The sequence below is a fragment of the Kitasatospora cineracea genome, assembly GCF_003751605.1.
In the GTDB taxonomy this organism is placed as follows: Bacteria; Actinomycetota; Actinomycetes; order Streptomycetales; family Streptomycetaceae; genus Kitasatospora; species Kitasatospora cineracea.
In genome coordinates this window covers 5,788,348-5,810,426 of record NZ_RJVJ01000001.1, presented here as the reverse complement: position 1 = coordinate 5,810,426, position 22,079 = coordinate 5,788,348, and the positions used below count along the sequence as shown (strand labels likewise).

Sequence of the window (22,079 nt, the reverse complement as noted above, 5' to 3'; positions counted from 1 at the left end):
CATGTCCCGCACCCGCACCGGGCCGCTCGGCGGCCTCGCCCTCGGCTTCGCCGCCGCGTTCGGCGGATTCGCCGCCTTCCTGCTCGTCGGCGCGCTCGGCACGCTCGGCTGTCTGGTCGGCCGCCGGGCCGACGGCGCGCTCGATCCCGCGGACCTGCTGCGCCGCGGCGGGCGGCGGTGAGCGCCCCGCCGCCGCGGCAGCGCGGCCGACTGCGCGTCGCGGACCGCGTCCTGGCCGGGATCGCCGCCCGGGCCGCGCGCGACGGCTCGTGGGCGGTGCGCCGGGCTCGAGCGTCGGTCCGCCGCCACCGCGACGAGGTGGACACAACTCTCCGGCTGTCCGTGGACTACCCGTCCGCCGTGCCCGAGGCGGCCGCGGCCGCCGTCGGGGCCGCCTCGGCGGCGCTCGCGGCGCTGGCGGGCGTGCCCGCCGGGCGCGTGCGGGTGAAGGTGACAGCCCTGCTGACGGACGGCGCCCCGCCGCGTCGGGGGCCGGACGCTCCGCCCGCTCCCGGCCCGGGCCCGGCGGTGCGCGCGCCGCGCCGCCGGGGCGAACGCCGCCTGCCGGCCGCCCTGGTGGCCCTCGTCCTCGGCGCCGTCTGCGGCGGCTGGTTGCTGCTCCGGCACTGCCGGCCCGAACGGCTCTCGCAACTGGCCCGGACCGCCGCCCGCGGGAGAGCACCGTCAAGGCGCACGTCAGCCGCATCCTCACCGCCCTGGACGTCACCAACCGGGTCCAGGCCGCGCTGCTGGCCCGCGACGCCGGCCTGAACCGACCCTCAGGCGGAGGCGCTCGACGACCTCCGCGCGCAGCGGCACGACGGGTCGCCGCACCCGGTCGGATCACTACCCTCCCGCGCCGGCGGCGCTCACCATCCCGCGGTCCCGGCAGGCCCCTTGAACGGGCCGGTGATCTCCTCCGTGACCCACCCCCCGTAGAACCCGCCCTCCTGCGGCCGCACGACCTCGCCGGCCACCGTGCAACGCTCCACCCGGCCCGAGTAGAACGCCAGGTGGTCACGGAGCTCGCGGTACGCGGGCAGCGGCTCCGGGTAGCTCCACGCCGCCCGGACCGAGAACCGGCCGTCGGCCTCGACGTCCCAGTACTGTGCCCGTCCCTTCCACTCGCAGAGGGTCGAACCGTCGGCGGGCCGGAGCAGGTCGGCCGCCACGTCGGCCCGCGGGAGGTAGAACACCAGCGGGTGACTGGTCTCCAGCACGCGCAGGGCGCGTCGGCTGGAAGCGAGCTGCCGCCCGGCGAAGAACACCTCGACGAGCCGGTCGTCCGGAACGACGACGGGCGGCCTCGGGTAGTCCCAGACCGACTCGACGGTCCGCGCTTCTCTCTCCGTCACGTCTCCCTCACCTGCTTCCCGTGCAGTGCACCCTGAAGGCGCCCGTCCTCCGCGCCGACGCAGAAACATGCTCCGCCGCCGTACCGGTGCGATCCACTCGCACCGTTCGCGCACCGTCTGCGAGCCGATCAGCCTGAACCGCGTGATACGTATGTCGAAATAATTGAGTTTTCTGTATCTTCCGTTTCACTCCTGCAGAGTCCTTCAGGCATCCCCCACAGCTGGGTTGGAGGCCCCGGGCCCATCGGAACCACCGCCCGGCGTCGTGCCGGCCGCTCGGTGGTCGCCACCGCCCTGGCCGCCACCGCCACCGCCTCGTACTTCGTGACGAGGGACCGAACGGGGCGCACCATGGTGTCCGTCGCCCCGGCGGTCGAGGACGGCTTGACCTGCTCCGGCGAGGCGTGGGGCGTCGGGGTCGAGGAGGGCGGCTCGCTGTTCGTCGACCGGAACGGCCTCGCGACCCTGTCCGGTCAGGACACGTACGTCGTCCTCGGCGACCACCAGCCGGAGCAAGCCGTGCCGAGCAAGCCGCCGACCTTCTCCGACTTCAAGATCCGGCACCTGGGGCCGGGCGGCACCTACGACTTCGGCGACCGCCCGACCTGCGGCTACTGCACCCGCAGGGTGGTCAACGGGGCCCCGGCCCCGGCCTCTACTCGGGAACGCCCGTCTGCTGACGCCCCCGCCGGTCGCGGCCCGCCGGGGCTCCGGTCCCGGCGGACCGCCCGGGTGACGGGGCGTCGACCGTCCCGGCCGAAGGGCAGGGTGCCGGTGCGCGCCTCCGACCTCGTCCTCGTCGAAGAGGTGGACGTTCACCGCGTCGGCGTCCACCTCGACCACCTGCGGGCCGGTCGTCCGCTCGACCGCGCCGATCGCCTCCTCCCGGACGTCGGCGGCGACCCGGATCCCGGGGTCGACGACCCGGTCCGGGTCGACCCCGCCTGCCTCGACCTGCACGCCGCGGATGACGCTGCCGGAGGAGCGGCCGCCCGAGCACCTGCGGACCGATCCGACCGGCGGCCGGCTTCGAACACCAGGGAGGAGGCCGTCACGACGCGCCGCAGACCCCCGGCGGCCAGGAGGGAGCATCCCGTGGTCACGTTGGAAGGAAACCCCGGGGGCACCCGGCAGCGCTCCCTGACGATCCACCGCGACGTGCGCGACGGCCGTCTGATGATGCCCGTCCGGGAGGTGACCGCGCTGCTGCGCGACCTGGCTTCCGGTCCGGTCTGCGGACGCGGTGCGACGGCGTGGCCGACGGCCGCCGATCGGTGCGTGCTGGACGCCGTGCCGGAGCTCGACGGGGGCGAACGCGGGCCGATGCCGTTCGCACGGGACCTGGCGAGCGGTCGGCTGATGCTTCCCGCCACCGCGGTGACCGATCTGCTGCGCGCGCTCGCCGCCTCCACCACCTGCGGCTGCCGCGGCACCCGCTGCGAGGTCCGTGCCGCCGCCGCCCTGCTCGCCGGTGTCGCCGACCGGATCGACGTCGCCTGCATCGCCGTCGCCACCGGCTGATCCGCCGCTCCTCCGACCGGAGCCCGGGCCGCCGCGCGGGCGCCCTCGCGGCCCGGGCGACCAGGTCCTGTCTGGAGTTCAGATCATGAATGTGGCGCGGTGCTGCGGAGCCGGAGCATCGCGCCACACAGATGCGGGCCGGCGGCGTAGCTCTCGGGGGTCTTGTCGAAGCGGTCGCGATGCCGCGCCAGTTCCGCAGCCGGTTGATACACCGCTACACGGTGTTGCGGTCCCTGTACAGCGTCGTGTCGCGGTCGACCGGCCTACCGCCGGCGCTGCCGCGCTTCTTGCGGTTCGCCGCCTGGTCGACCTTCTCCGGGATCACCACCTTGATCCGCTCCAGGACCGGGACGAACTGCGGGCTGTCGCCGGCTTGTCCCGGCGTGAGCACGAACGCCGACGGGCGACAGCGCCGGTCGGCCGCGAAATGGATCTTGCAGGTCAGTCCGCCGCAGGAACGCCCCAGTTCGGCGGCCTTCAAACGGGCACGGTGTCGTCGGCGAACCCGGCGCCGCTCGACATGGGAGGCGTCCTCGACCTGTCCGTCCTACGGCTCTTGTCCCTCGACAGCGCCCCCTTTTCGGCCTCGAAAGCAGCTTTTGGGGCCGCGAGCTGTTCGGGCTCCAGGGCCGTCCCCGGCGGCATGGTGGTGGGCCCGCGAGGTCGCCGAGTCCACGCTGACCAGGCCCAGGTCGACCCCGCCACGGGCTGCCGACCCGGAAGCGCCACATCACCGCGTTGGAGTGTTTCCGCAGGTCGGGGACAGGCCCGACCGCAGCGACGGGAGATGCGGCTCGATCAGGGTCCACTGCTCGCCGGTGAGATCGCCTCGCGCCATGCTGACGGCTCACCAAAGCCGAACCGCCGCGCGCAGGCAACCCACCAAACGGGTCACCGACGAAAGTCCGCTGAACTGGGCCCTCTCGTCACGAGTCGGCGAGTCTCCCGGGCTGTTGTTGATCGTTTCCCAGCGGATCGGGCTCGATGTGCATTTTCGAGTGACGTCCGCACCCGCAGGATGCCGAGTTCGTAGCCGGCCCTACTCGGCGTCCTGTGCCTCGAGCAGATCGAGGTCGCGGCCGCAGAAGCCGTAGTGCTCGAAAGTCTCGTTGAGTACCGTGCCGAGGCACCGTCGCATCGAGCGACCCCGGGCGTACGGCGGCCAGGCATCGTCGTCGGGCACCGGCGCCGGCACTGCGAGCTGCGTGGCGGTGACCTTGTCGAGCCAGGTCTCGAGCTCGGCGGCCTGCGCGTCACGCACGCTCACGATCTCGTCGAGGGACGGATCGAGCGCGAGGTCAAGCCCGTGCGCCCCACAGTAGGGCTCGACGGTCGGCCCGATGCCCATCGACGTGAACAGCTCCGTCGAGCCCAGGCAGCAGCGGCGGAACCACGAGTCGTGGACGAAGACCAGGTGGCGCAGAGTCTCCACCGCCGACCACTCGTCGTTGACGCTGCGGCGCTCGATGCCGGGCGTACGGCGGATTCGCTCGATCGTGGCGGCCCAGTCGGCATGAAGCTGATGCGCTGCCTCGCGCAGATCGGCAGGGTCCTCGGAGCGGATCAGCACCCGTACCGGATGACGCCGGTCGAGCTCCGCCTCGACGTACTCGGTGACCTCGACACCGTTCACCACGAGGTTGGTGACGAGACCGTCGATCACGGCATCCTGCATGACGACGCCGATCATGCGCGCCCCGGTCAGGTCGCACTCGCGGAACTCCGCGCCCTTCAGATCCTCATCGACATATCGCGTCATGCTCCGCATGCTAAGTCCCGGCGCCGGACGAGCCGGCCCCCCGGCTTGATTCGTGGCATCGCCGCCACCTCGCTCCTCGTCACCTTCCAACTTGCCGGCGCCAACGCCAGAAAGACCCGGTCCCCCAGCGACTTCCGTCACTGCGAAGCGAGCCTTTTCGTCGGTCGACCCAAACTCGTGATGCGGATCCGGACAGGACCCAGAACCGACCTGCGGCCGGGCCGACGGCACGGGCGGACCGCGGAACCCGAACGGTTCCGGAGGAACCACGGGCGGGGCGGGAGCGGCGCTCTCTCGTTCCGGCTGCGCGGCGAAACGGTGCGGGGGGCGATGCGCGTGGGCCCTCGCGCCGACCGGCCGGAGCCGGAACGGCCGGGGATTCACCCGAGTCGTGGGAGCGGGCGGTGGGGATCGTCCGTCGTCCGCACGAAGCCGGCGTCAGCAGCGAGCACGCCTACGCGGCCGCGTTCGGCCCATCGGTGCGCCGGGCGAGGGCCGGGACGGCGACGTGGAGCGACCGGCCGGTGGGGGGTCTTCATCGGCGAGCGAGCCCCGAGGTCCTTCCGGTGGGGGTCTTCATCGGCGAGCGGGCCCCGACGTCCTTCGCGCCGGGGCCGGAGCCCGTCGGCTACGAGCGCGAGGCGTCGGCGGCACGGAGCCCGGTCCGCGGCGGCCAGGTGGCCGAGAGACGGCTACCGCCGCTCCGTCGGCCCGAACCGGACGGGGACCCCCGGTGAGAACAGCACGCTCGCCGGAGGGCCGAGGACCTCGATCCCGGCTGCCCGCAGCAGGGTCTCGTCGAGGTGCTCCACCTCCGCCTGGTGCAACGGCCACGGCGGGTGCTCGACCGGCAGGTAGAGCGTGCGGCCGGCGGCGCGGGTGTGCAGTCCCCAGCGGGCGGTGAGGAAGTCGGCGAGCGGACCGGGCCGCTCCAGGCGCGGGCCGATCCGGGCGCGCAGCACGCACCGGGCGGCGTTACTCCCGGCCCGGTGCACCCGGGTGGCGAGGTGCAGCGCGTCGCCGTCCGCCGTCCAACGGGTCCGCGACCAGCGGTAGGGGAGGCCGAGCGCCGCCCGTGCCGCCAGGACGGCGGACAACCGGGGGCAGTCGAGCGAGCGGAACACCACTCCGCGGCGGCCGTGCCCGTCGACGGAGTAGAGCCGGACGTTGACCTCGGGGAACGTCCCGAAGTACGGCAGGGCCGCCCGGCCCGGTCCCAGCCCCTCCATGGAGAACGCGACGAGTCCCGCCCAAGTGGTGCCGTTGCGGACGTCGGGGAACGCGCCGGGCGGCAGCAGGGGCGCGACCGCGGCGGGGTGGACGGGCCAGTGCAGGAAGAGCACGTCGCGCCAGTACTGGGACAGCAGCGTCGGCCGCACCGCCCGCGGGGCGAGGGCGGTCACCCGTTCGGGGAGCACGGGGCCCCCTTCCGTTCGGGCGGGTCGGCCGCGGACGGGGCCCGGGCCGCGACCGCCCGGTGGACCAGGTCGAGGGCGGCTTCGAGCGTGCGCGGACACGCGAGTCCGGTCAGGGGCTCGTGGCGGTTCCACCCCGGCCCGACGGTGGCGACCAGCGTGTCGAGGCGCGCTCCGGCGGCGCCCCACGAGGCGCTGCCCACCTCCCGTGCGAGGTGCGGGTCGGCGGTGGCTCGGCTCTGGGCCCACAGCAGCACCGCCGAGGGGCCGAGCCGGGTGACCGCGTCGAGGAGGGCCCGCGGGGGCACCGCGGCGCCGAGCATCCGGTAGGGCAGGCCGTGCACCGCCATCCCGGCCGCCACGGCCTCCAGCGGGAGCGTGTGCTGCTCGCCCGGCATGGCGGCGAGCAGCACCGGCGGCGCCTCCCGGTACCGCACCGGGGCGACGGCCGCGGTGCGCAGCGCGGCGGAGACGTGCCAGGAGAGCAGGTGCTCGACCTCGACGTACTGCTCGCCGTCGGCGGCCCACTTGCGGCCGGCCGCGCGCAGGGCGGGCATCATCACCTCGGTCCACGCCCGGACGGGGCCGAGCGCGTCCACGGCGCCGCGCAGGATCTCGGCCACCTCGGGCCCGTCGAGCCTGACGGCCGCTCGGGCCAGGCCCCGGCACTCGGGGCGGACGGTGCCGAGCGGCATCGCGCGGCTGCCGCCCGGGCGGGGGTGGTGGGCCGGTTCCGGGGCGGAGCGGGCCGCGGCGGGTTCGCCGGCGGTGGCGGGCCGCGCGGGGAGCGGGCCGTCGTCGGACGTCCGGTGCGCGCCCTGCGCGGCAGAGCGGGCCGCCTCCGCGGGCGGGATCCCGCGGGCGGTGAGCCGGCACATCTCGTCCAGGAGGGAGATGTCCTCGGGGGACCACCTGCGGTGCCGACCGGGGCCGCGGTGGGAGGGGCCGATGCCGTAGCGGCGCTCCCAGGAGCGGATCGTGGTGGGCGACACGCCGAGCCGGCGGGCGACCGTGCCGGTGGGCACGCCGACGCCGGGGTCGGTCGCGGGCGCTCCGGCGTGGAGCGCCTCCTCCCGGGCGGAGCGCACGGGCCCCTCCTCGTCGGTTGCGTTCCTCATGGCGGGCCGTCCTCCGGGCTGGGAGCGAATCGGGGTCATCCGTCGTGCAGGGCGCTGCGCAGGCGCAGCAGGCCGTCCCTCGTGCGGGACTTGACCGTGCCGAGCGGCAGTCCGAGGGCGGCGGCGATCTGGCTCTGCGAGTAACCGCCGTAGTAGGCCAGGACCAGTGCTTCGCGCTGGCCCGCGGTCAGGCCGGACAGGGCGCGCCGGACCCGGGCCGCCTCCATGGTCCGCTCGACCTCCTCGGCGACCTGCTCCGGCCTCGTCGGGTCCTCCCGCACGACGCGCTGCTCGCGTTCGCAGGACGCCCGGACCGACCGGACGCGGTCCACGGCGCGCCGGTGGGCGATCGTGCACGCCCAGGCGGCGACGGAGCCCCGCTCGGGCCGGTAGGTCGGCGCCGAGCGCCACATCTCCAGGAGGGCCTCCTGGGCGGTCTCCTCGGCCTGCGCGGGGTCCCTGAGCACGCGCAGCGCGATGCCGTAGACGGTCGGGGCGAGTTCCTCGTAGAGGCCGGTGTACGCCGCCCGGTCGCCCCGGGCCGTGCGGTCCAGCAGGCCGCGCAGCCGTTCGGCCCGCGGGGAACGGACGTCACCGGGGAGGGGCTGTGCGTCGGCGAGGAGGGGGGCGGATCTCATGCTCCGAACTTGCCGCCAACCGCTACGGGCTGCCACTTGCAGTGTTGCTGCATCGATTTCCGCACCGTTCGCGCCATTACACCCCTGGCCTGCGCCGGCGGTCCGTACTCAGGGCGCGGCGTTCCCCCGGGCGGCCTCGGCCGCCAGCACCTCGGGCAGGTCGTCGAGCCGGTCGGGTCCCCCGACTGCGCGGGCGGTGCGGTGGTTGGCGGCCAGCAGGGCGCGGTGGCGGTGGACGAAGGCCCAGTAGCCGGCGGTGAACGGGCACGCCCGCTCCCCGGTCCGGTCGCCGGGCCGGTAGGCGCAGGGGCGGCACAGGTCGCTCATCCCGTTCAGGTAAGCGCCGCTGATGAGGCTCCCTGGATTTCCCCACCCCACGCTCGGGTGTTCCTCAGAGCTGCTCGCACGATTCCCCGCCTTGCTGGCGGGGAGGGCCTTGAACCCCGCCCTCCCACCCGTGGGATCGGCGCTACACCTGTGGGACCCCAGCCTCGCTCCGCCGAACGCGGGCAACGGTGCGGTCGTACAGACGGGTGCCGAGCGTGCGCCACAGCACGCGGGCCGGAGCGGGCATCTGCGACAGGAACAGCCGGCGTTCCCGCGCGGTCGCGTCCTCCAGGATCGCGCCCAGGAAGATCAGCAGCTTGGCTTTGGGGACGCTGCGGCGTCCGCGTTCACCGACCTCGGTCCATTCACGGCGCGTGATGTGATCGGCCATCAGGGGCAGGAGGTGCTCCTCCTCGTCGTCCATGTGGTCGGCGGCGTGCCGGTCGAGCGTGCGCAGGGCTTCGGCGAGACGCGGGGCGGTGTCACCGTCGGCCCCGGTGCGCCAGCGGTGCGACAGTTCGGTGACGGTGGCGAGCGCACCGGCAATGGCCTCGTGCTGGTCGGTCATCCGCGCGACCACGTCGTCGCCGGGAGCGGCACGCTCGCGCAGCTTGGGCCACAGCAGGTCGTCCTCGCCTTCGTGGTGTTCACCCAGGGCGCCGAGGACCAGGTCGAGGTGGTCGGCAAGAACGGCCGTACGCCGCCGGTCGCCGGGGGCGGCGGCCTCGATCAGGTCGGCCAGGAGCGGTATCTCACGGCGGAAGACCCGGTGCAGGACGACCATCTCCTGCGGGTCCAGCCGCTCGTTTGCGACGGCCGGGGCTGCGGTGGCGGGCATAAGGGTCCTCTTCGGTGAGGGAACAGTGATCATTCCGGGAAGCCGCAGCATAGTGACGTCGGCCCCGCCGCCCGCAATCAGGTCAAGGCGGTCGCCCCGCCGTGATCCGAGCCCAACACCCGCACCCTCGCTCACTCAAGTCCTCATTTGCTTCAACAGGCGACTATCTGAGGAGCTGAGAGCGAGGCCGGGGAAATTCGAGGATTCTCATCACCGCCGCAGGTGTAGGGCTTGGTGGTCGTGGTGCCGCCGTCGGCGTACTGCGACATGCCGACCACGTTGGGGACCATCACCCAGTCGTAGCCGTCCACGAAGCAGCGGTGGAACCAGTCGGTGACCGCGGCCGGGTCGTGGCCGTGCTGCAGGGCCCAGTTCCCGAGCACCATCAGCCGCGGGACGTGGTGGACCCACCCGGTGTCCCGGACCCGGGCGAGCACGTGCGAGAGGCATCGGGCCCGCACCGCGTCCGCGTCCAGTTCGGCGAACCAGTCGGGCAGGGGCGCGTGGTGGCCGAGTGCGTTGCGGTGCCGGTGCTCCTCGCCGAGGTACCAGTACAGCTGCCAGACGTACTCGCGCCAGCCGGCCACCTGCCGGACGAACCCCTCGACGCTGTTGAGCGGCGCGCTCCCGGAGCGGTACGCGTCCTCGGCACGGCTCACGCACTCCCCCGGGTCGAGCAGGCCGAGGTTCAGCGGGACGGAGAGCAGGCTGTGCGCCATCCACGGGTCCGCCGCCAGGACGGCGTCCTCCCAGCGTCCGAAGTGGGGCAGGCGGGCGGTCGCGAAGTGCTCCAGCGCGCGCAGGGCCTCGGCGCGGGTGGCGGCGAAGCGGCGGGGGCCGTCCCGCCCGACGAAGCGCACCTCGCCCGACCGCTCCCACCGGTCGAGGTCGGCCCGTACCTGCTCGTCGATCTCGTCCTCCTCCGGCCACCGGGGCGGCGGCACGGGCAGGACGGGCTGCCCGCGCGGCGGCGGCTACCGGTTGTCCGCGTCGAGGTTCCACCGGCCGCCGACGGGCTCCCCGTCGGGCTCCAGGAGCAGGTGCTCGGCCCGGCGGACCCGCCGGTAGAAGTCCTCCATCAGCAGCCGCCGCTCCCCGAGGCCGTCCGCCCAGCGGCGGAAGTCCCCGAACGGGACCAGGAAGCCGCGCGGCGGCAGCACCTCCACCCGCGGCAGCGTCGTGACCAGGCCGAGCGCCGCCCTGGAGGTCGGATGGCGGACCGTGACGGCGCGCTCCCCCACCGCCTGCCGCAGCCCCTCCCGGTAGGTCTCCGCCCGCACGTAGCGGGCCCGGTCACCGAGTTCGGCGGCCCGGTGCCGCATCGCGGACAGGACCAGGTGGGCCTTCGCCCGGTGGAAGCGCCGGCGGCGGAACACCGAGCGCGCCTCGACGATCACCACGGGCGCGCCGGAATCCGGCCCGTCCTCCGACGGGGCGAGGAAGTGCGGCCCGAGCTGGTCCCCGAAGAGCCAGTGCGGCCGGGGCCCGCTCACCGGGCCGGGCCCGCGCTCGTGGCGCGGGCGGGGTGGCGGTCCGCGGGAAGCCCGTCACCGGAGTCCATGACGACCCCCTTCTGCGGCAGGGAGGCGGACGCCTCCGCCCCAGCGTCGGCTCCCCGCCCCCGTCCCGCGAAACCGCAGCGTCCGCGCAGCGTTGCGTCGTGCGCCCGGCGGGAACCTCAGGTGAGGCCCGCCCGGGTGGCGGTCTCCTCGTTGTGGCGCATGTGCTGGTGGGCGCGGTCGCCGAGTTCCGCTATCAGTCCGGCGACGAGGCTCTCGACGACGGCCAGCGTCGGCACCAGGCCGTCGTACGGCGAGGGGGCGCCGACCTGGCTGGAGAAGACGACCTCGGCGTGGGTGCTGACGGGCGAGAGCCAGGTGTCGGTGAACAGGACGACGCGTCCCCCGGCCTCGCGCTCCGCTGCCGCCATCGTGGTCCCGGGTCCACGGCGGCGGCCATGGCGGTTGATCACCGGAACATGGACGATCACGCCCTGGCGGCACCACCGCCCTCCCGCCCCGACCGGTCCCGCAGCAGACAACGTTCGCCCTGGTGAAAGCCGCTCAACGGTCTGCCGTCCATGGCGGAGCGCCGCAGGAGGAGGACCTCAGTGGGTCGTGCGGGCCGGAACAGGTGACGTGAAGACATGGCCGGGTCCGAGCGCTCCGATCTACGGTCGCGACGGCGTCGTCGCACGGTGACGCCGCCCCACGGCCGTTCACTCCCAGGCCGTGCCCCTCCCGACGGGCGAACGACTGGAGCCGACGTGACCCTGCACGACCCCGCACCCGACCGCCGCCTGCCGCAGACTCTGCGCGATCTCGCCGAGCAGGCCCGGAAGGCGCCGGTCGGCGCCGGTCCGCGCGCCGCCGCGTGCTTCGCGCGCTGCTTCGCCGACACCTGGCTGACGAGCATGCGTCCGACCGCGGACGGGGACGTCTTCGTGATCACCGGCGACATCCCCGCCATGTGGTTGCGCGACAGCGCCGCCCAGGTCCGCCCGTACCTGCCGACCGCCGCCGACCCCGAGGTCGGCGGGGTGCTGCGGGGCGTGCTGCGGCGGCAGGTCCGCAGCGTGCTGATCGACCCGTACGCGAACGCCTTCAACGCCGGTGCGGACGGGGCCGACGCCGGCTACCCCGACGAGCCACGACCCGGGCCGCACGTGTGGGAGCGCAAGTACGAACTGGACTCGCTGTGCGCGCCGTTGCAACCCGGGTACGCCCGGTGGCGCGCCACCGGCTCCCTGGAGCACGTGGACGAGGAGTTCGTCCGGGCCTGCCGGGCCGTTCTGGAGGTGGTGCGCGCCGAGCAGGACCACGAGGCGCGGTCGTCGTACACCTTCCGGCGGTTGGGCGACCCGGCCGCCGGGGACACCCTGCCCCGCGGCGGACGCGGCGCACCGGTGGCGGTCACCGGCATGTCCTGGTCGGGCTTCCGCCCCAGCGACGATCGGTGCACGTACGGCTACCCGGTGGCGTCCAACGCGCTGGCTGCGGTGTCCCTGCACGGTCTGGCGGAACTCGCCTCGGCGTCCGGCCGGGCAGCCCGGAAGCGGACGAGCGGCGGCGTGTTCGGTACAGGCGAAAGCTCCGGCTGAAGACGGCCCTGCTCGGACGCTCCAGGGGCGGGCAGACCAGCAAGGTCCCTGTCGCCGGTGACCGCAGGTGCCGTCCGCCGGCCTTCGTCCTGACCGAGGGGCAGGCCGCCGACAGCCCGCAGTTCATCCCCGTCATTCGGAAGGTCCGGGTCCGCAGGCCTGTGGGCCGTCCCCGCACCCGGCCCGACGCGGTCGCCGGGACGAGGCCGTCATCCCGGAGAAGGCCGACCAGGCCGCCAACCGGAAGAAGAAGGGCAGCGCGGGCGGTCGGCCCGTCGGACACGACGCCGGGTTCTACAAGGACCGCAACACCGGCGAGCGCCTGATCGACAAATTGAAGGCCTGGCGCGGCATCGCCACCCGCTACGACAAGAAGCCCGAGAGCTACCTCGCCGGCCTTCAGCTTCGCGGCGCGATGATCTGGATCAAGGACCTCACCAGAACCACCCCTTGATCACGACCGAATACGCTTCCTGGGCCTCGAGGCCGGGCGCGCCGGTGTGGGAGTCGGTGTCGGGGGTCAGGTCGCCCGGTGCTGTGGTGTGTGGTGGGACGGTACCGGTCCATGGGCGGTGGTTCCTGGGATGGTCTGCCGGGCGCCACGGGTGGCCACCGGGCAGCGACACGGCGGCGTGTCCCGACGAATGGCGCTGTCGGCTCCGGGCAGAGGTGCCAAGGTGGGGGCACCACGGGCCGGAGTTCGGGGAGGGTGGCGGGAAAACGTCCGGACGCCTGCGTCCCGTCAGGAGCCGGAAGGCGGAGTCGAGTTGAGAAGCGACAAGGAAGGCGAGCCGCTCGCGCTGGTGATCATCGGTGGGGGGGCCGCCGGGCTGAGCCTGGCCGACTGGCTGGTCCGGTACGACCGGGAGGAGCTCGGCCCCGGCTCCCGGTTCGACGTGACGGTCATCGAGGCCCCGGAGGGGCCGCTGCGCCCGGCCGCCCGGACCTGGTGCTTCTGGGACGACGGTCCCGGGGCGTACGAGGAGGCCGTCACCGCCCAGTGGTCCCGGTTGCGGATCACCGGCCCCGACGGCGAGCGTGTGGAAGCGGTACCCGGCCCGTCGCGCTACCGGATGGTGCGTTCCACCTCGTTCGAGGAACTGGTCCGGGCCCGCTTGGCGGCCCACCCCCGGGCCCGGGTGCTGCGCGCCACGGTGCGGCGCGTGCAGGCGCGGCCGGACGGACGCCCCGGTGTCCGGGTGCACGCCGATGATCCGGCGGGCCTGCCGTTCGTCCTCGACGCCCGGTACGCCTTCGACTCCAGGCCGCCCGCCGGGCTCCCGCCGGCCCGGACGGTCCTGCTGCAGCACTTCCGGGGCTGGTTCGTGCGCACCGACCGGCCGCGCTTCGATACCGGCTCGGCGGACCTCATGGACTTCCGCGTCCCGCAGCCCGCCCACGGCCTCGCCTTCGGGTACGTCCTGCCGCTGGCCCCCGACCGCGCCCTGGTGGAGTACACCGAGTTCTCCCGGCACCTGCTGACCGTCCCCGCGTACGAGCGTGCGCTGCGCGCCTACACCGGGGAGGTGCTGGGACTGGGCGGATTCGCGGTGGAGGACGTCGAACAGGGCGCCATCCCGATGACGGACGGCCGCTTCGCCCGCCGCACCTCCCCCGCGCACGTGCACATCGGCACGGCCGGCGGCGCCACCCGCCCCGCCACCGGCTACACCTTCGCCGCCGTCCAGCGGCAGGGTCGTGCCATCGCCGCGGCCCTCTCCCGGCCCGGGACACCGCACCGGCCCGCACCGGCGCCCGCGCCCCACCGCCGGCGGGCCCTGGCCATGGACGCCGTCCTGCTGCGCGCCCTGGACACCGGCCGCGTCGACGGGCCACGGTTCTTCACCGACCTGTTCCGTCGCACTCCGACCGAGCAGGTGCTGCGCTTCCTGGACGGCACGAGCACGCCCCTCGAGGAACTGCGGATCGGCCTGCGCTGTCCGGTCGGACCGATGCTCCGATCGGCCGCCGAACTCCCGTTCCTGCCCCGCCGGGCCGCGCCCGGCATCCGACCCGCACACCCTGCGAACAGCCGCGAGGACCACCGTTGACGACGATGACGCCCCACCGCAGCCACGCCGCGCCCCGTGCGGCCGCCCTCCCGGCGCTGCACGGATGAGCCGCCCGCCGACCGGTGCCCGGCACGGGCGGGACCGCCGCGCCGAAGTGGTGCCCGCCGCTCCGGGCCGTGCGCGCTTCTCGGGGGCCGAGCCGCCCCGGGTGGCCGTGGTGGGCGGGGGGATCGCCGGATTGGCCGCCGCGACGGCCCTGGCCGAACGCGGCATCGCCGTGGTCCTCCACGAACGGGAGCCGGTGCTGGGCGGGCGGGTCGCCGGTTGGAGCACCCGGCTCGCGGACGGCTCGACCGCGACCATGAGCCGCGGCTTCCACGCCTTCTTCCGTCAGTACTACAACCTGCGCGGCCTGCTGCGGCGCACCGACCCCGCCCTGACCCGGCTGGTCGGCCTGCCCGACTACCCGCTGCGCCACCGCTCCGGCACCACCGACAGCTTCGCCCGGGTGCCGCGCACCCCTCCGTTCAGCGCCGCCGGCTTCGTCGCCCTCAGCCCCACCTTCGGCCTGCGCGACGTCGCCGCCCTGGACGCCCGGGCCGCCCTGCCGCTGCTGGACGTCCGCCTGCCCGAGGTCTTCGAGCGCCACGACACCACCAGCGCGCACGACCTGCTGGAGCGGATCCGCTTCCCCCGGGCCGCCCGCCACCTGGCCTTCGAGGTGTTCTCCCGCAGCTTCTTCACCGATCCGCGCGACCTGTCGGCGGCCGAACTGCTGCTGATGTTCCACATCTACTTCCTGGGCTCCTCCGAGGGGTTGCTCTTCGACGTCCCCACCGAGCCCTACCCGCAGGCCCTGTGGGAGCCCCTGGCCGCCCACCTGACCGGCCTCGGGGCCGACCTGCGCACCGGCTCCGCCGTGGACGAGGTGCGGCCGCTGCCGGGCGGGGACCTCGAGGTCGCCTCTCGGGACCGGGGGCCGAACGCCACCAGGCCGTGGTCCTCGCCCTGGATCCGGCCGGCCTGCGCACCCTCGTCGCGCGCTCCCCCCACCTGGGCGGCCCGGGCTGGCGCGCGGACGTGGCTGCGCTGCGCACCGCACCGCCCTTCCTGGTCTCCCGACTCTGGTTGGACCGGCCCGTCGGCGCCGACCGTCCGGGTTTCCTGGGCACCAGCGGCTACGACGGACTGGACAACGTCAGCGTGCTGGAGCGCTGGGAGGGCGAGGCGGCCCGCTGGTCCGCCCGCACCGGCGGATCCGTGGTCGAACTGCACGCCTACGCGGTGGACGGGGACGCGGAGCCCAAGGAGGTCCAGGAGCGGATGCTGGCCCGCCTGCACGAGGTCTACCCGGAGACCCGCGACGCCCGGACGGTGGACGTGCGCCACGAGTGGCGCCGGGACTGCCCGGTGTTCCCGGTCGGCGGCTGGCCGCGCCGTCCCGGTGTCGCCACCCCCCACCCCTCCGTGGTCCTGGCGGGCGACCTGGTGCGCACCGACCTGCCCGTCGCCCTGATGGAGCGCGCCGCCACCACCGGCTTCCAGGCCGCCAACACGCTGCTCGCCCGCTGGGGAGTCGCCGGGCAGACCCTGTGGACGGTGCCCCGGGCGGGCCGCTCCCGCCTGCTGCGCGCCGTGGCCCGCCGGGCGGCCCGCTGATCGGCCGGCCCAGGTCAGCCGGGGAAGCGGCCGGTGCTGCGCAGGGCCCAGCGGCGTTCCGCGTAGGCGAGGTCGTCCCGCCACAGCCGGCCGGAGGTACGGCGCACCAGCGGCCGAAGGACCGGAGCGAGTGCCCGGGCCACGGCGAACCCGCGCCGTCCGGAGGAGGCGACCACCGCCTCCACCACCGCCGTGCGCGGGGCGGAGGACGAGCGGCCGGTCAGCGGGGTGACGTGGGTCTCGACCACCGAGCCCGCGCCCTCGCCCTCGACGATGCGCATGACGACGGTGCGCGGCCCGGGCGCGGTGAAGACCGCACGGACCGGCACCACCAGCCGCCCGGCCACCCGGAACGACACGTCCACCACGAACCGGTCCTCCCCGGTGCCGTCCGGCACCTCCCGCACCGTCAGGTCGACGAAAGAGTAGGGGTGGAGCCAGGAGCCGTGCCACGGATCCAGTCGGTTGGCCACCACGTCCTCGGGCTCGCAGCGCCCCGACCCCGTGTACACCGCCGTGACCGCCCCCGGCAGTTCGGGCCGCGTCGGCACCACCGGCCGTTCGCTGGGCTCCTCTCCACCGACCGCGTCCAACCGCACCCAGGCCAGTACCCCGTCCTCGTACACCGGGCGGGGCTCCCAGCCGGCGGTGGGGGTACCGTCCAGGGCCAGGCCGTGCCAGTGGCAGACCAGCGTGCCGCACACGACCCGGGAGTCCTTCAGGGGCGCTCCCAGGTGGGGGCACTCCCCCGGGCCGGCCCGCAGGACGCCCCCGGCGTCCCGCCACAGCACCACCTCCGTGCCGCCGACCAGCCGCCCGCGCGGCCCGCCGCGCAGCGCGAAGTCCCGGGACGCGCCGACGACGAACCAGTTCCCGGACGGACGTGCCGCCGCCCGTTCCAGGGCGCCGGCGATCAGCGCCGGCTTCGCCGCCCGCCACGCCGGTTCCTGCCGTGCCCAGGACGGGCCCCGGCGCAGCCGCAAGGGCGGCGTCCAGCGGCAGCGGGATCTCACCGTGCCGCTCCCCGGCCGGCCGGCGGACGGCGCGTCGCGCGGCGGGCCGCCTCCCCGGCCGGGGAGGCGGCCCGGTCCCGGCGCGGCACCCGGGCGGCCAGGATGCCTGCCAGCCCCGACACGGCGACGGCCGCCCGCCTGCGCAGCGGCACCGCCGCCCGCCGGTGCAGCACCGCGTAGCCGTCCTCGACGATCGCATCGAGGATGCCGCCGTAGAGCGTGGAAGCCGTCCGGATGCAGGGCCGGACCCGGGGCTCCAGCATGGCGATGCCCGGCTCGGCCTGCCGGTAGACGTCGCGGGTGAGCGCGGCGGCGGCCACCAGGGCTGCTCGGATGCGGACGTCGTCGCGGCCGGTGCGGCGGCTCCACTCCAGCAGCGGGCGGTCCACCCCGTGGGCCGCGAGCAGGTCGGCCGGCAGGTACACCCGGCCTCGGTCCAGGTCCTCGCCCACGTCGCGCAGGAAGTTGGTCAGCTGGAACGCCACTCCGAGGGCGGCCGCGTACGGCTCGGCCTCGGAGCGACGGGTGACGGTGCCCAGGACGGGGAGCATCTGCAGACCGATCACCGCCGCCGAGCCGTGCATGTAGCCGTACAGGTCCTGGTAGGTCGGGTAGTCGGTGACGGTGAGGTCGGCGCGCATCGAGGCCATGAAGTCGGTGAACAGCTCCGGGTCGATGCCGTACCGCTGCGCGGTGTCCGCGACCGCCCGCACCACCGGCTCGTCCGCGCGGCCGCGCCGCAGGCCTTCGGCCAGGTCGCGTTCCAGCAGTCCCAGCAGCCGGTCGCGTTCGGCGGGCGTCTCGCGGCCGTCCAGTGCGTCGACAATGTCGTCCGCCCAGCGGGCGAAGCCGTACAGGGCGTGGACCGCGCACCGGCGCTCGGGCGGCAGGAGCCGGGTGGCCAGGAAGTAGGTACGGCCGTGCCGGGCGTTGAGCTCGCGGCAGGCGGCGTAGGCCGCTCGCAGGGCGGGGGCGGTGATCCCTGCGGCGTCCAGTTCACGGGCCGTCATGCGACGCTCCGGTGGTCGAGGAAGAGCTGAGTGCCGTGACGGTGGAGCCGGGGTGCGGCGGGGCGGCTGCCGGCGGGTGTCGGCGCGTACGGGCCGGGTGCGCCGCGCCGGTGATCCGGGCGGCGGCGAGCTTCCCGCTGATCAGGACGGTCGGGACGCCGACCCCCGGGGTGGTGCCGCAGCCGGCCAGCACCGCGTTCTCCAGGCCGCGCACCAGGTTGCGCGGCCGGAAGGGTCCCGTCTGCGCGAGGGTGTGGGCGGCGGAGAACGGCGTGCCGGCCGCGTGGCCCTGGGCGGTCCAGTCGGCCGGGGTGACCAGGCACTCCTCCTCCACGGCGGCGCCGATGCCGGTCAATCCGCGCTGTTCGAGGACGCCGAGCAGATGGTCGCGGTAGCCGGGTGCCAGCCCGCTCCAGGCCGTGGCGCCGGGGCCGATGGCGGTGTTGGGCACCGGGGCCAGCACGTAGTGGGTGTGCCGCCCGGCCGGGGCCGCCGACGGGTCCGTGGCGGTCGGGTTGGTGATCAGCAGGGAAGGGTCCGTCATCAGGCGGCCGGCGCGGGTGAGCTCGTCGAACGTGCGCTCCCAGGCGTGGCCGAACGACAGTGTGTGGTGGGCCAGTTCGGGCCAGGTCCGGTCGGTGCCCAGGTGCAGGACCACGGCCGAGGGCGAGAACCGCAGCGGCACCGCGCGGCGGGGGGCCCGCCCCAGCAGCCGGTAGGTCGCCGGCAGGTCGGGCGTGAGGACGACCGCGTCGCAGGCGATCCGCCCGCGGTCCGTGAGGACGGCCGTGACCCTGCTGCCGCGCCGCTCCAGGCCTTCCACGGTGGTCCCGTAGCGGAACGCGGCGCCCGCGGCCTCGGCGGCGGCGGCCATCGCCCGGGGCAGGGCGTGCATGCCCCCGCGGGGGAACCACACCCCGGCCACCGTGTCCATGTAGGCGATGACCGCGTAGGCGGCCAGCGCCCGGGCCGGGGCCACTCCCGCGTACAGGGACTGGAACGAGAAGACCCGTTGCAGCCGCTCGTCGCGCAGGTGGCGCCCGATCCGCGGGGCGAGCCGGCCGAACCCGCCCAGGGCGGCCAGCCGCGCCAGGTCCGGGGTGAGCAGCTGCCACGGCGAGTCGAAGTTGGTGTCGATGAAGCGCCGCATCTGCGCCCGGTGGAGCCGTACCAGCCAGTGGCGCAGTTCCCGGTAGCCCGCGGCCTCCCGCGCGCCGGCGAAGCGCGCCACCTCGGCCTCCATCGCCTGCGCGTCGGTGTGCACGTCCAGCGTGCTGCCGTCGGCGAACCGGGCCCGGTAGGCGGGGTGCAGCGGCAGCAGGTCGACGTGCTCGCGCAGCGAGGTGCCGACGGCGGCGAACGCCTCGTCGGCGAGGTCGGGCATGGTCAGCACGGTCGGCCCGGTGTCGAAGAGGTAGCCGCCGCGCCGGATCCGCCCGGCCCGCCCGCCGGGCTCCTCATCCCGCTCGACGAGCGTCACCCGGCGCCCCGCGCCGAGCAGGTGGCAGGCGGCGGACAGTCCGGCCAGACCGGCCCCGATGACGACGACGTGGTCGGTCGGCGGCACGGCGCGCCTCATCGGGTCGCCCCCGTACGGTGCGCCCCACGGGGTGGCAGTCCGGCGGCTGCCCTGAGCAGGTCGGCCAGCCGGTCGGCGCCGGGGCCCGCCGGGCGGGCCCGCTCCAGGTGTTCCGCACTGCGCGCGGAGAGCCGCTCGATGCGGGACTGGACGGCGGCCCGCGCCCCCGTCCTCACCAGCGCTCGCCTGACCTCCTCCATCGCCCCGTCGTCCAGGTCCGCGTCACCCGGGCACCGCTCCAGTACGTCCGCCGAGACCAGGTCCTGACGGGCCACCGCCCGGGCGTGCGCCACGGCGAGCAGGTAGGTGGGTTTGCCGGACCGGATGTCGTCGCCGCAGGGCTTGCCGGTGCGGGCGGGGTCCCCGAAGACCCCGTCGAGGTCGTCCCTGAGCTGGAAGGCGATGCCCGCGCAGCGGCCGGCGCGGCGCAGCTCGCGCACCTGCTCGGGGTTGGCCCCGGCCAGGACGGCGCCCAGGTGGACGGGCCGCTCCACCGAGTACATGGCGCTCTTGAGCCGGGCGGTCCGCAGCGCCCGGCCCGGCGTGCGCGACCGGGTCACCTGGCCGTGCAGGTCCGCGTACTGGCCGGCGATCATCTCCGTCCGCAGGTCCGACCAGACCTGCCGCACCTGGTCCCGCAGGTGCGGCGGCAGGTCCTCCTGCGCGGCGGCGGCGAGGTCGTCCGCCCAGACCAGAGCCAGGTCCCCGGCGAGGACCCCCGCGGCCGAACCGAGTTCCGCGGCGCCCCTGCTTCCCGCGCCGGACGCGTACTGTGCGGCCACGTCCAGGTGCAGGGCCCGGCGACCGCGACGCGTCGCGGCCCGGTCCATCACGTCGTCCTGGACGAGCGCGCACGTCTGGAGCAGCTCCAGTGCCGCGGCCGCGGCCAGCGCGGTGCCGACCGGTCCGTCCTCCCGCCCGCACGCGCGCATCGTCCACCACAGGAGCTGCCCGCGCATCCGCCGACCTCCGCCCCGGGTGAAGTCCGCCACCCGGAGGGCGACGTCGGCGGCGAAGACCGCGTCGGCGGCGGTCGCCCGCGCCAGCCGCTGCTCCAGGTACCGGTCGAGCACCCGGCCGACCGTGCCCGGCACGTCGACGTCGACGTCCTCGCTCGGTGCCGGAGCGCCTCCGGTCCCGCGGGGTGAACTGTGTCCTGCGGCTGGGGCGCGGAGTGCGCTGGACGGACCGAACGGCCCGGGCGCGACGTCTCGGCCCGCCGCGGGTGCCGACAGTGGTACGGAGAACATCGGGCTCGCTTCCGTTGGATTCCGGTCCACATCACGTGCAGGCACCGGAGGGCGCGCCGGGCACCAGCGGCACAGGGTCTCTCTCCGTCTATCCCCGATCACGCGGGTCCAGTCGCCCACGGCCCGCAATTCACCCTGGAGGCAGCCCCACGGAAATCGTGTCCCTGCGGGGTGAGCTGCCTGGCAGCGGGCGCCAGTGCCGCACCGGGGCCCCTCTTCGTCGCAGCGGTGATCTCGTTCATCACGTCGCTGCCGAGGGGCTCTTGGTGGTCTCTGTCCTGCAACGCGCGACGTCCCGCTGCCGACACCCGCACGAGCCGGTAGGGCACGTCTTGTGGCTCATCCGTACCCGAAGGTGTCAACTGGGATGGCGTCGAAGGAAGTTGAGCCGCTTCAAAAGGTCCTGCTCAGCCCCCGAGCGATCGTCTGCCAGAACCGGGCCCTGTCCTCACGCCATGCGACACTCGGCCGACCCGGCGATGGCATCTGCCCGCGATACTCCCGTGCCGCCCGCTGTCGATTCCCCACGCCCATACGTAAACCTCCAGCTCACAGAGGTGTTGCGACGACCGATTGAATCCACTCTGGCAGCCGCGATCCATATGGGAGAGCACTGTTCCGGTCGGGCGGCGGGTTCGGCAGGCGGCCCGGGGAGCGTCGGTGACCAGTTCGGTCCGCAGGTGGTCGGCGGTGGCCCGGCCGACGACCCGGCGGGAGGCGATGTCGATGACGGTGGCCAGGTAGAGCCGGCCCTCCTCGGCCGGGATGTAGGTGATGTCGCCGCACCAGCGCGTGTCGAGGGCCACCGGGTCGGGCGTGAAGTCGCCCAGGACCAGGTCCGACCGGGTGGGCGGCCTGCGGGTCGGGGATCGTGGTGCGCTGGCGCCGCCTGCGGTGCCGGCCCTGAAGGTCGGGCCTGGCGCATCAAGCGGGCGACCCTTCGGCGGCCGCAGACGATGCCCTGGCGGTGCAGGGCTGCGTGCACGCGCGCAGCCCCGTGGGTGCCGCGGGACGTCGCACGGATCTCGGTCAGCTCGGCGTCGCGAGTCGCGCAAGGGCCGAGGGTCGCAGTGCAGCGGGCGTAGAAGGCGGCTCGGGAGACCTTGAGCAGTTCACGCGCCCGTTTGACGTTGCGGCCTGCCTGCTTCTCCGCCTCGATGAACGAGTGCACCGTCACCGGGCCTCCTTCGCGAAGAAAGCCGTGGTACGGCGGAGGATGTCCACGTCCTCGCGCAGCCGACGGTTCTCCCGCCGCAGCCGCGCCAGTCCCTCGCGCTCGTCGCTGGTCCGGCCGTCCCGCTCACCGGCGTCGATCTCGGCCTGCCTGACCCAGTCCCGCACCGTGGCCTCGGTCAGGTCGAAGTCCTTCGCGACTGACCGACCGAGCGGTCACCGCGACGGCACAGCTCGACGATCTCGGCCTTGAACTCCGGCGTGAACGCGCGACGAGGGCGCGGCTCCTCCTTCCGCATGCTCTCCATGATG

The 22,079-nt window shown here is 74.7% G+C and carries 16 protein-coding genes and 7 pseudogenes; 6 read left to right on the top strand and 17 right to left on the bottom strand.

All coding sequences use genetic code 11. The features are described from left to right. The first annotated feature begins 1 nt into the window (after position 1). Positions 2-181 carry a hypothetical protein gene (locus EDD39_RS26215; RefSeq protein ID WP_123559883.1) on the top strand — a complete coding sequence of 60 codons (180 nt, stop codon included), beginning with the start codon at positions 2-4 and terminating at the stop codon, positions 179-181. 688 nt (positions 182-869) lie between these two features. On the opposite strand, the gene EDD39_RS26210 is transcribed toward EDD39_RS26215, so the two are convergent. Beyond that, on the bottom strand, positions 870-1,355 hold the full coding sequence (locus tag EDD39_RS26210; RefSeq protein ID WP_244257066.1) for a DUF427 domain-containing protein: 486 nt from the start codon (positions 1,353-1,355) through the stop codon (positions 870-872). Positions 1,356-1,634: 279 nt separating this feature from the next. Between EDD39_RS26210 and EDD39_RS26205 the strand changes: the two genes are divergently transcribed. Next, positions 1,635-2,876: a hypothetical protein gene (locus tag EDD39_RS26205; RefSeq protein ID WP_123559879.1), complete on the top strand. Its 1,242-nt coding sequence runs from the start codon at positions 1,635-1,637 to the stop codon at positions 2,874-2,876. Positions 2,877-2,959: 83 nt separating this feature from the next. Here EDD39_RS26205 and EDD39_RS26200 read toward each other — a convergent pair. From EDD39_RS26200 to EDD39_RS26155, 9 genes and pseudogenes are all read right to left on the bottom strand, one after another. Further along, positions 2,960-3,579 (bottom strand): annotated as a pseudogene (locus tag EDD39_RS26200) (transposase family protein); the annotation flags it as partial. A gap of 336 nt (positions 3,580-3,915) precedes the next feature. After that, positions 3,916-4,635 (bottom strand): DinB family protein, encoded by a 720-nt coding sequence (locus tag EDD39_RS26195; RefSeq protein ID WP_162870144.1) that lies wholly within the window; start codon positions 4,633-4,635, stop codon positions 3,916-3,918. 692 nt (positions 4,636-5,327) lie between these two features. Further along, positions 5,328-6,053: a YqjF family protein gene (locus tag EDD39_RS26185; protein WP_123559873.1), complete on the bottom strand. Its 726-nt coding sequence runs from the start codon at positions 6,051-6,053 to the stop codon at positions 5,328-5,330. Continuing rightward, the gene (locus EDD39_RS26180) at positions 6,035-7,168 is read right to left on the bottom strand and encodes a MerR family transcriptional regulator (RefSeq protein WP_123559871.1); all 1,134 of its coding nucleotides are present in this window, start codon (positions 7,166-7,168) and stop codon (positions 6,035-6,037) included. The genes EDD39_RS26185 and EDD39_RS26180 overlap by 19 nt, the downstream gene beginning before the upstream one ends. Before the next feature lie 35 nt (positions 7,169-7,203). After that, positions 7,204-7,806, bottom strand: a complete 603-nt coding sequence (locus EDD39_RS26175; protein ID WP_123559869.1) for a sigma-70 family RNA polymerase sigma factor — start codon at positions 7,804-7,806, stop codon at positions 7,204-7,206. 108 nt (positions 7,807-7,914) lie between these two features. Then, a pseudogene (locus tag EDD39_RS26170) lies at positions 7,915-8,151 on the bottom strand (cryptochrome/photolyase family protein); the annotation flags it as partial. Between the two features lie 124 nt (positions 8,152-8,275). Next, the gene (locus EDD39_RS26165; protein WP_162870143.1) at positions 8,276-8,971 is read right to left on the bottom strand and encodes a hemerythrin domain-containing protein; all 696 of its coding nucleotides are present in this window, start codon (positions 8,969-8,971) and stop codon (positions 8,276-8,278) included. Positions 8,972-9,162: 191 nt separating this feature from the next. Then, a pseudogene (locus tag EDD39_RS26160) lies at positions 9,163-10,464 on the bottom strand (cryptochrome/photolyase family protein); the annotation flags it as partial. A gap of 185 nt (positions 10,465-10,649) precedes the next feature. Further along, positions 10,650-10,901 (bottom strand): MurR/RpiR family transcriptional regulator, encoded by a 252-nt coding sequence (locus EDD39_RS26155; RefSeq protein ID WP_123559865.1) that lies wholly within the window; start codon positions 10,899-10,901, stop codon positions 10,650-10,652. A 216-nt stretch (positions 10,902-11,117) separates the two neighbouring features. Here EDD39_RS26155 and EDD39_RS26150 point away from each other — a divergent pair, with 216 nt between their 5' ends. From EDD39_RS26150 to EDD39_RS26135, 4 genes and pseudogenes are all read left to right on the top strand, one after another. Beyond that, complete coding sequence (locus EDD39_RS26150) at positions 11,118-12,071, top strand: glycoside hydrolase family 125 protein (RefSeq protein ID WP_123559863.1); 954 nt, start codon at positions 11,118-11,120, stop codon at positions 12,069-12,071. Next, positions 12,032-12,525, top strand: a pseudogene (locus tag EDD39_RS26145) (transposase family protein); the annotation flags it as partial. The gene EDD39_RS26150 and the pseudogene EDD39_RS26145, both read left to right, overlap by 40 nt. A gap of 313 nt (positions 12,526-12,838) precedes the next feature. Further along, positions 12,839-14,122 carry a lycopene cyclase family protein gene (locus tag EDD39_RS26140; protein ID WP_244257064.1) on the top strand — a complete coding sequence of 428 codons (1,284 nt, stop codon included), beginning with the start codon at positions 12,839-12,841 and terminating at the stop codon, positions 14,120-14,122. 64 nt (positions 14,123-14,186) lie between these two features. After that, a pseudogene (locus EDD39_RS26135) lies at positions 14,187-15,742 on the top strand (FAD-dependent oxidoreductase). A gap of 14 nt (positions 15,743-15,756) precedes the next feature. Here EDD39_RS26135 and EDD39_RS26130 read toward each other — a convergent pair. From EDD39_RS26130 to EDD39_RS39820, 7 genes and pseudogenes are all read right to left on the bottom strand, one after another. Beyond that, complete coding sequence (locus tag EDD39_RS26130; RefSeq protein ID WP_123559859.1) at positions 15,757-16,755, bottom strand: Rieske (2Fe-2S) protein; 999 nt, start codon at positions 16,753-16,755, stop codon at positions 15,757-15,759. Beyond that, positions 16,752-17,765 carry a phytoene/squalene synthase family protein gene (locus EDD39_RS26125; protein WP_123559857.1) on the bottom strand — a complete coding sequence of 338 codons (1,014 nt, stop codon included), beginning with the start codon at positions 17,763-17,765 and terminating at the stop codon, positions 16,752-16,754. The genes EDD39_RS26130 and EDD39_RS26125 overlap by 4 nt, the downstream gene beginning before the upstream one ends. Next, on the bottom strand, positions 17,752-19,344 hold the full coding sequence (gene crtI, locus EDD39_RS26120) for a phytoene desaturase family protein (RefSeq protein ID WP_123559855.1): 1,593 nt from the start codon (positions 19,342-19,344) through the stop codon (positions 17,752-17,754). Before crtI ends, EDD39_RS26125 begins: the two co-directional genes overlap by 14 nt. Continuing rightward, the gene (locus EDD39_RS26115; RefSeq protein ID WP_244257063.1) at positions 19,341-20,438 is read right to left on the bottom strand and encodes a polyprenyl synthetase family protein; all 1,098 of its coding nucleotides are present in this window, start codon (positions 20,436-20,438) and stop codon (positions 19,341-19,343) included. Before EDD39_RS26115 ends, crtI begins: the two co-directional genes overlap by 4 nt. A 752-nt stretch (positions 20,439-21,190) precedes the next feature. After that, positions 21,191-21,400 (bottom strand): annotated as a pseudogene (locus EDD39_RS42780) (DDE-type integrase/transposase/recombinase); the annotation flags it as partial. A gap of 119 nt (positions 21,401-21,519) precedes the next feature. Then, a pseudogene (locus EDD39_RS42775) lies at positions 21,520-21,765 on the bottom strand (IS3 family transposase); the annotation flags it as partial. 2 nt (positions 21,766-21,767) lie between these two features. Then, on the bottom strand, positions 21,768-21,935 hold the full coding sequence (locus tag EDD39_RS39820) for a hypothetical protein (RefSeq protein WP_162870141.1): 168 nt from the start codon (positions 21,933-21,935) through the stop codon (positions 21,768-21,770). Between the last annotated feature and the right edge of the window lie 144 nt (positions 21,936-22,079).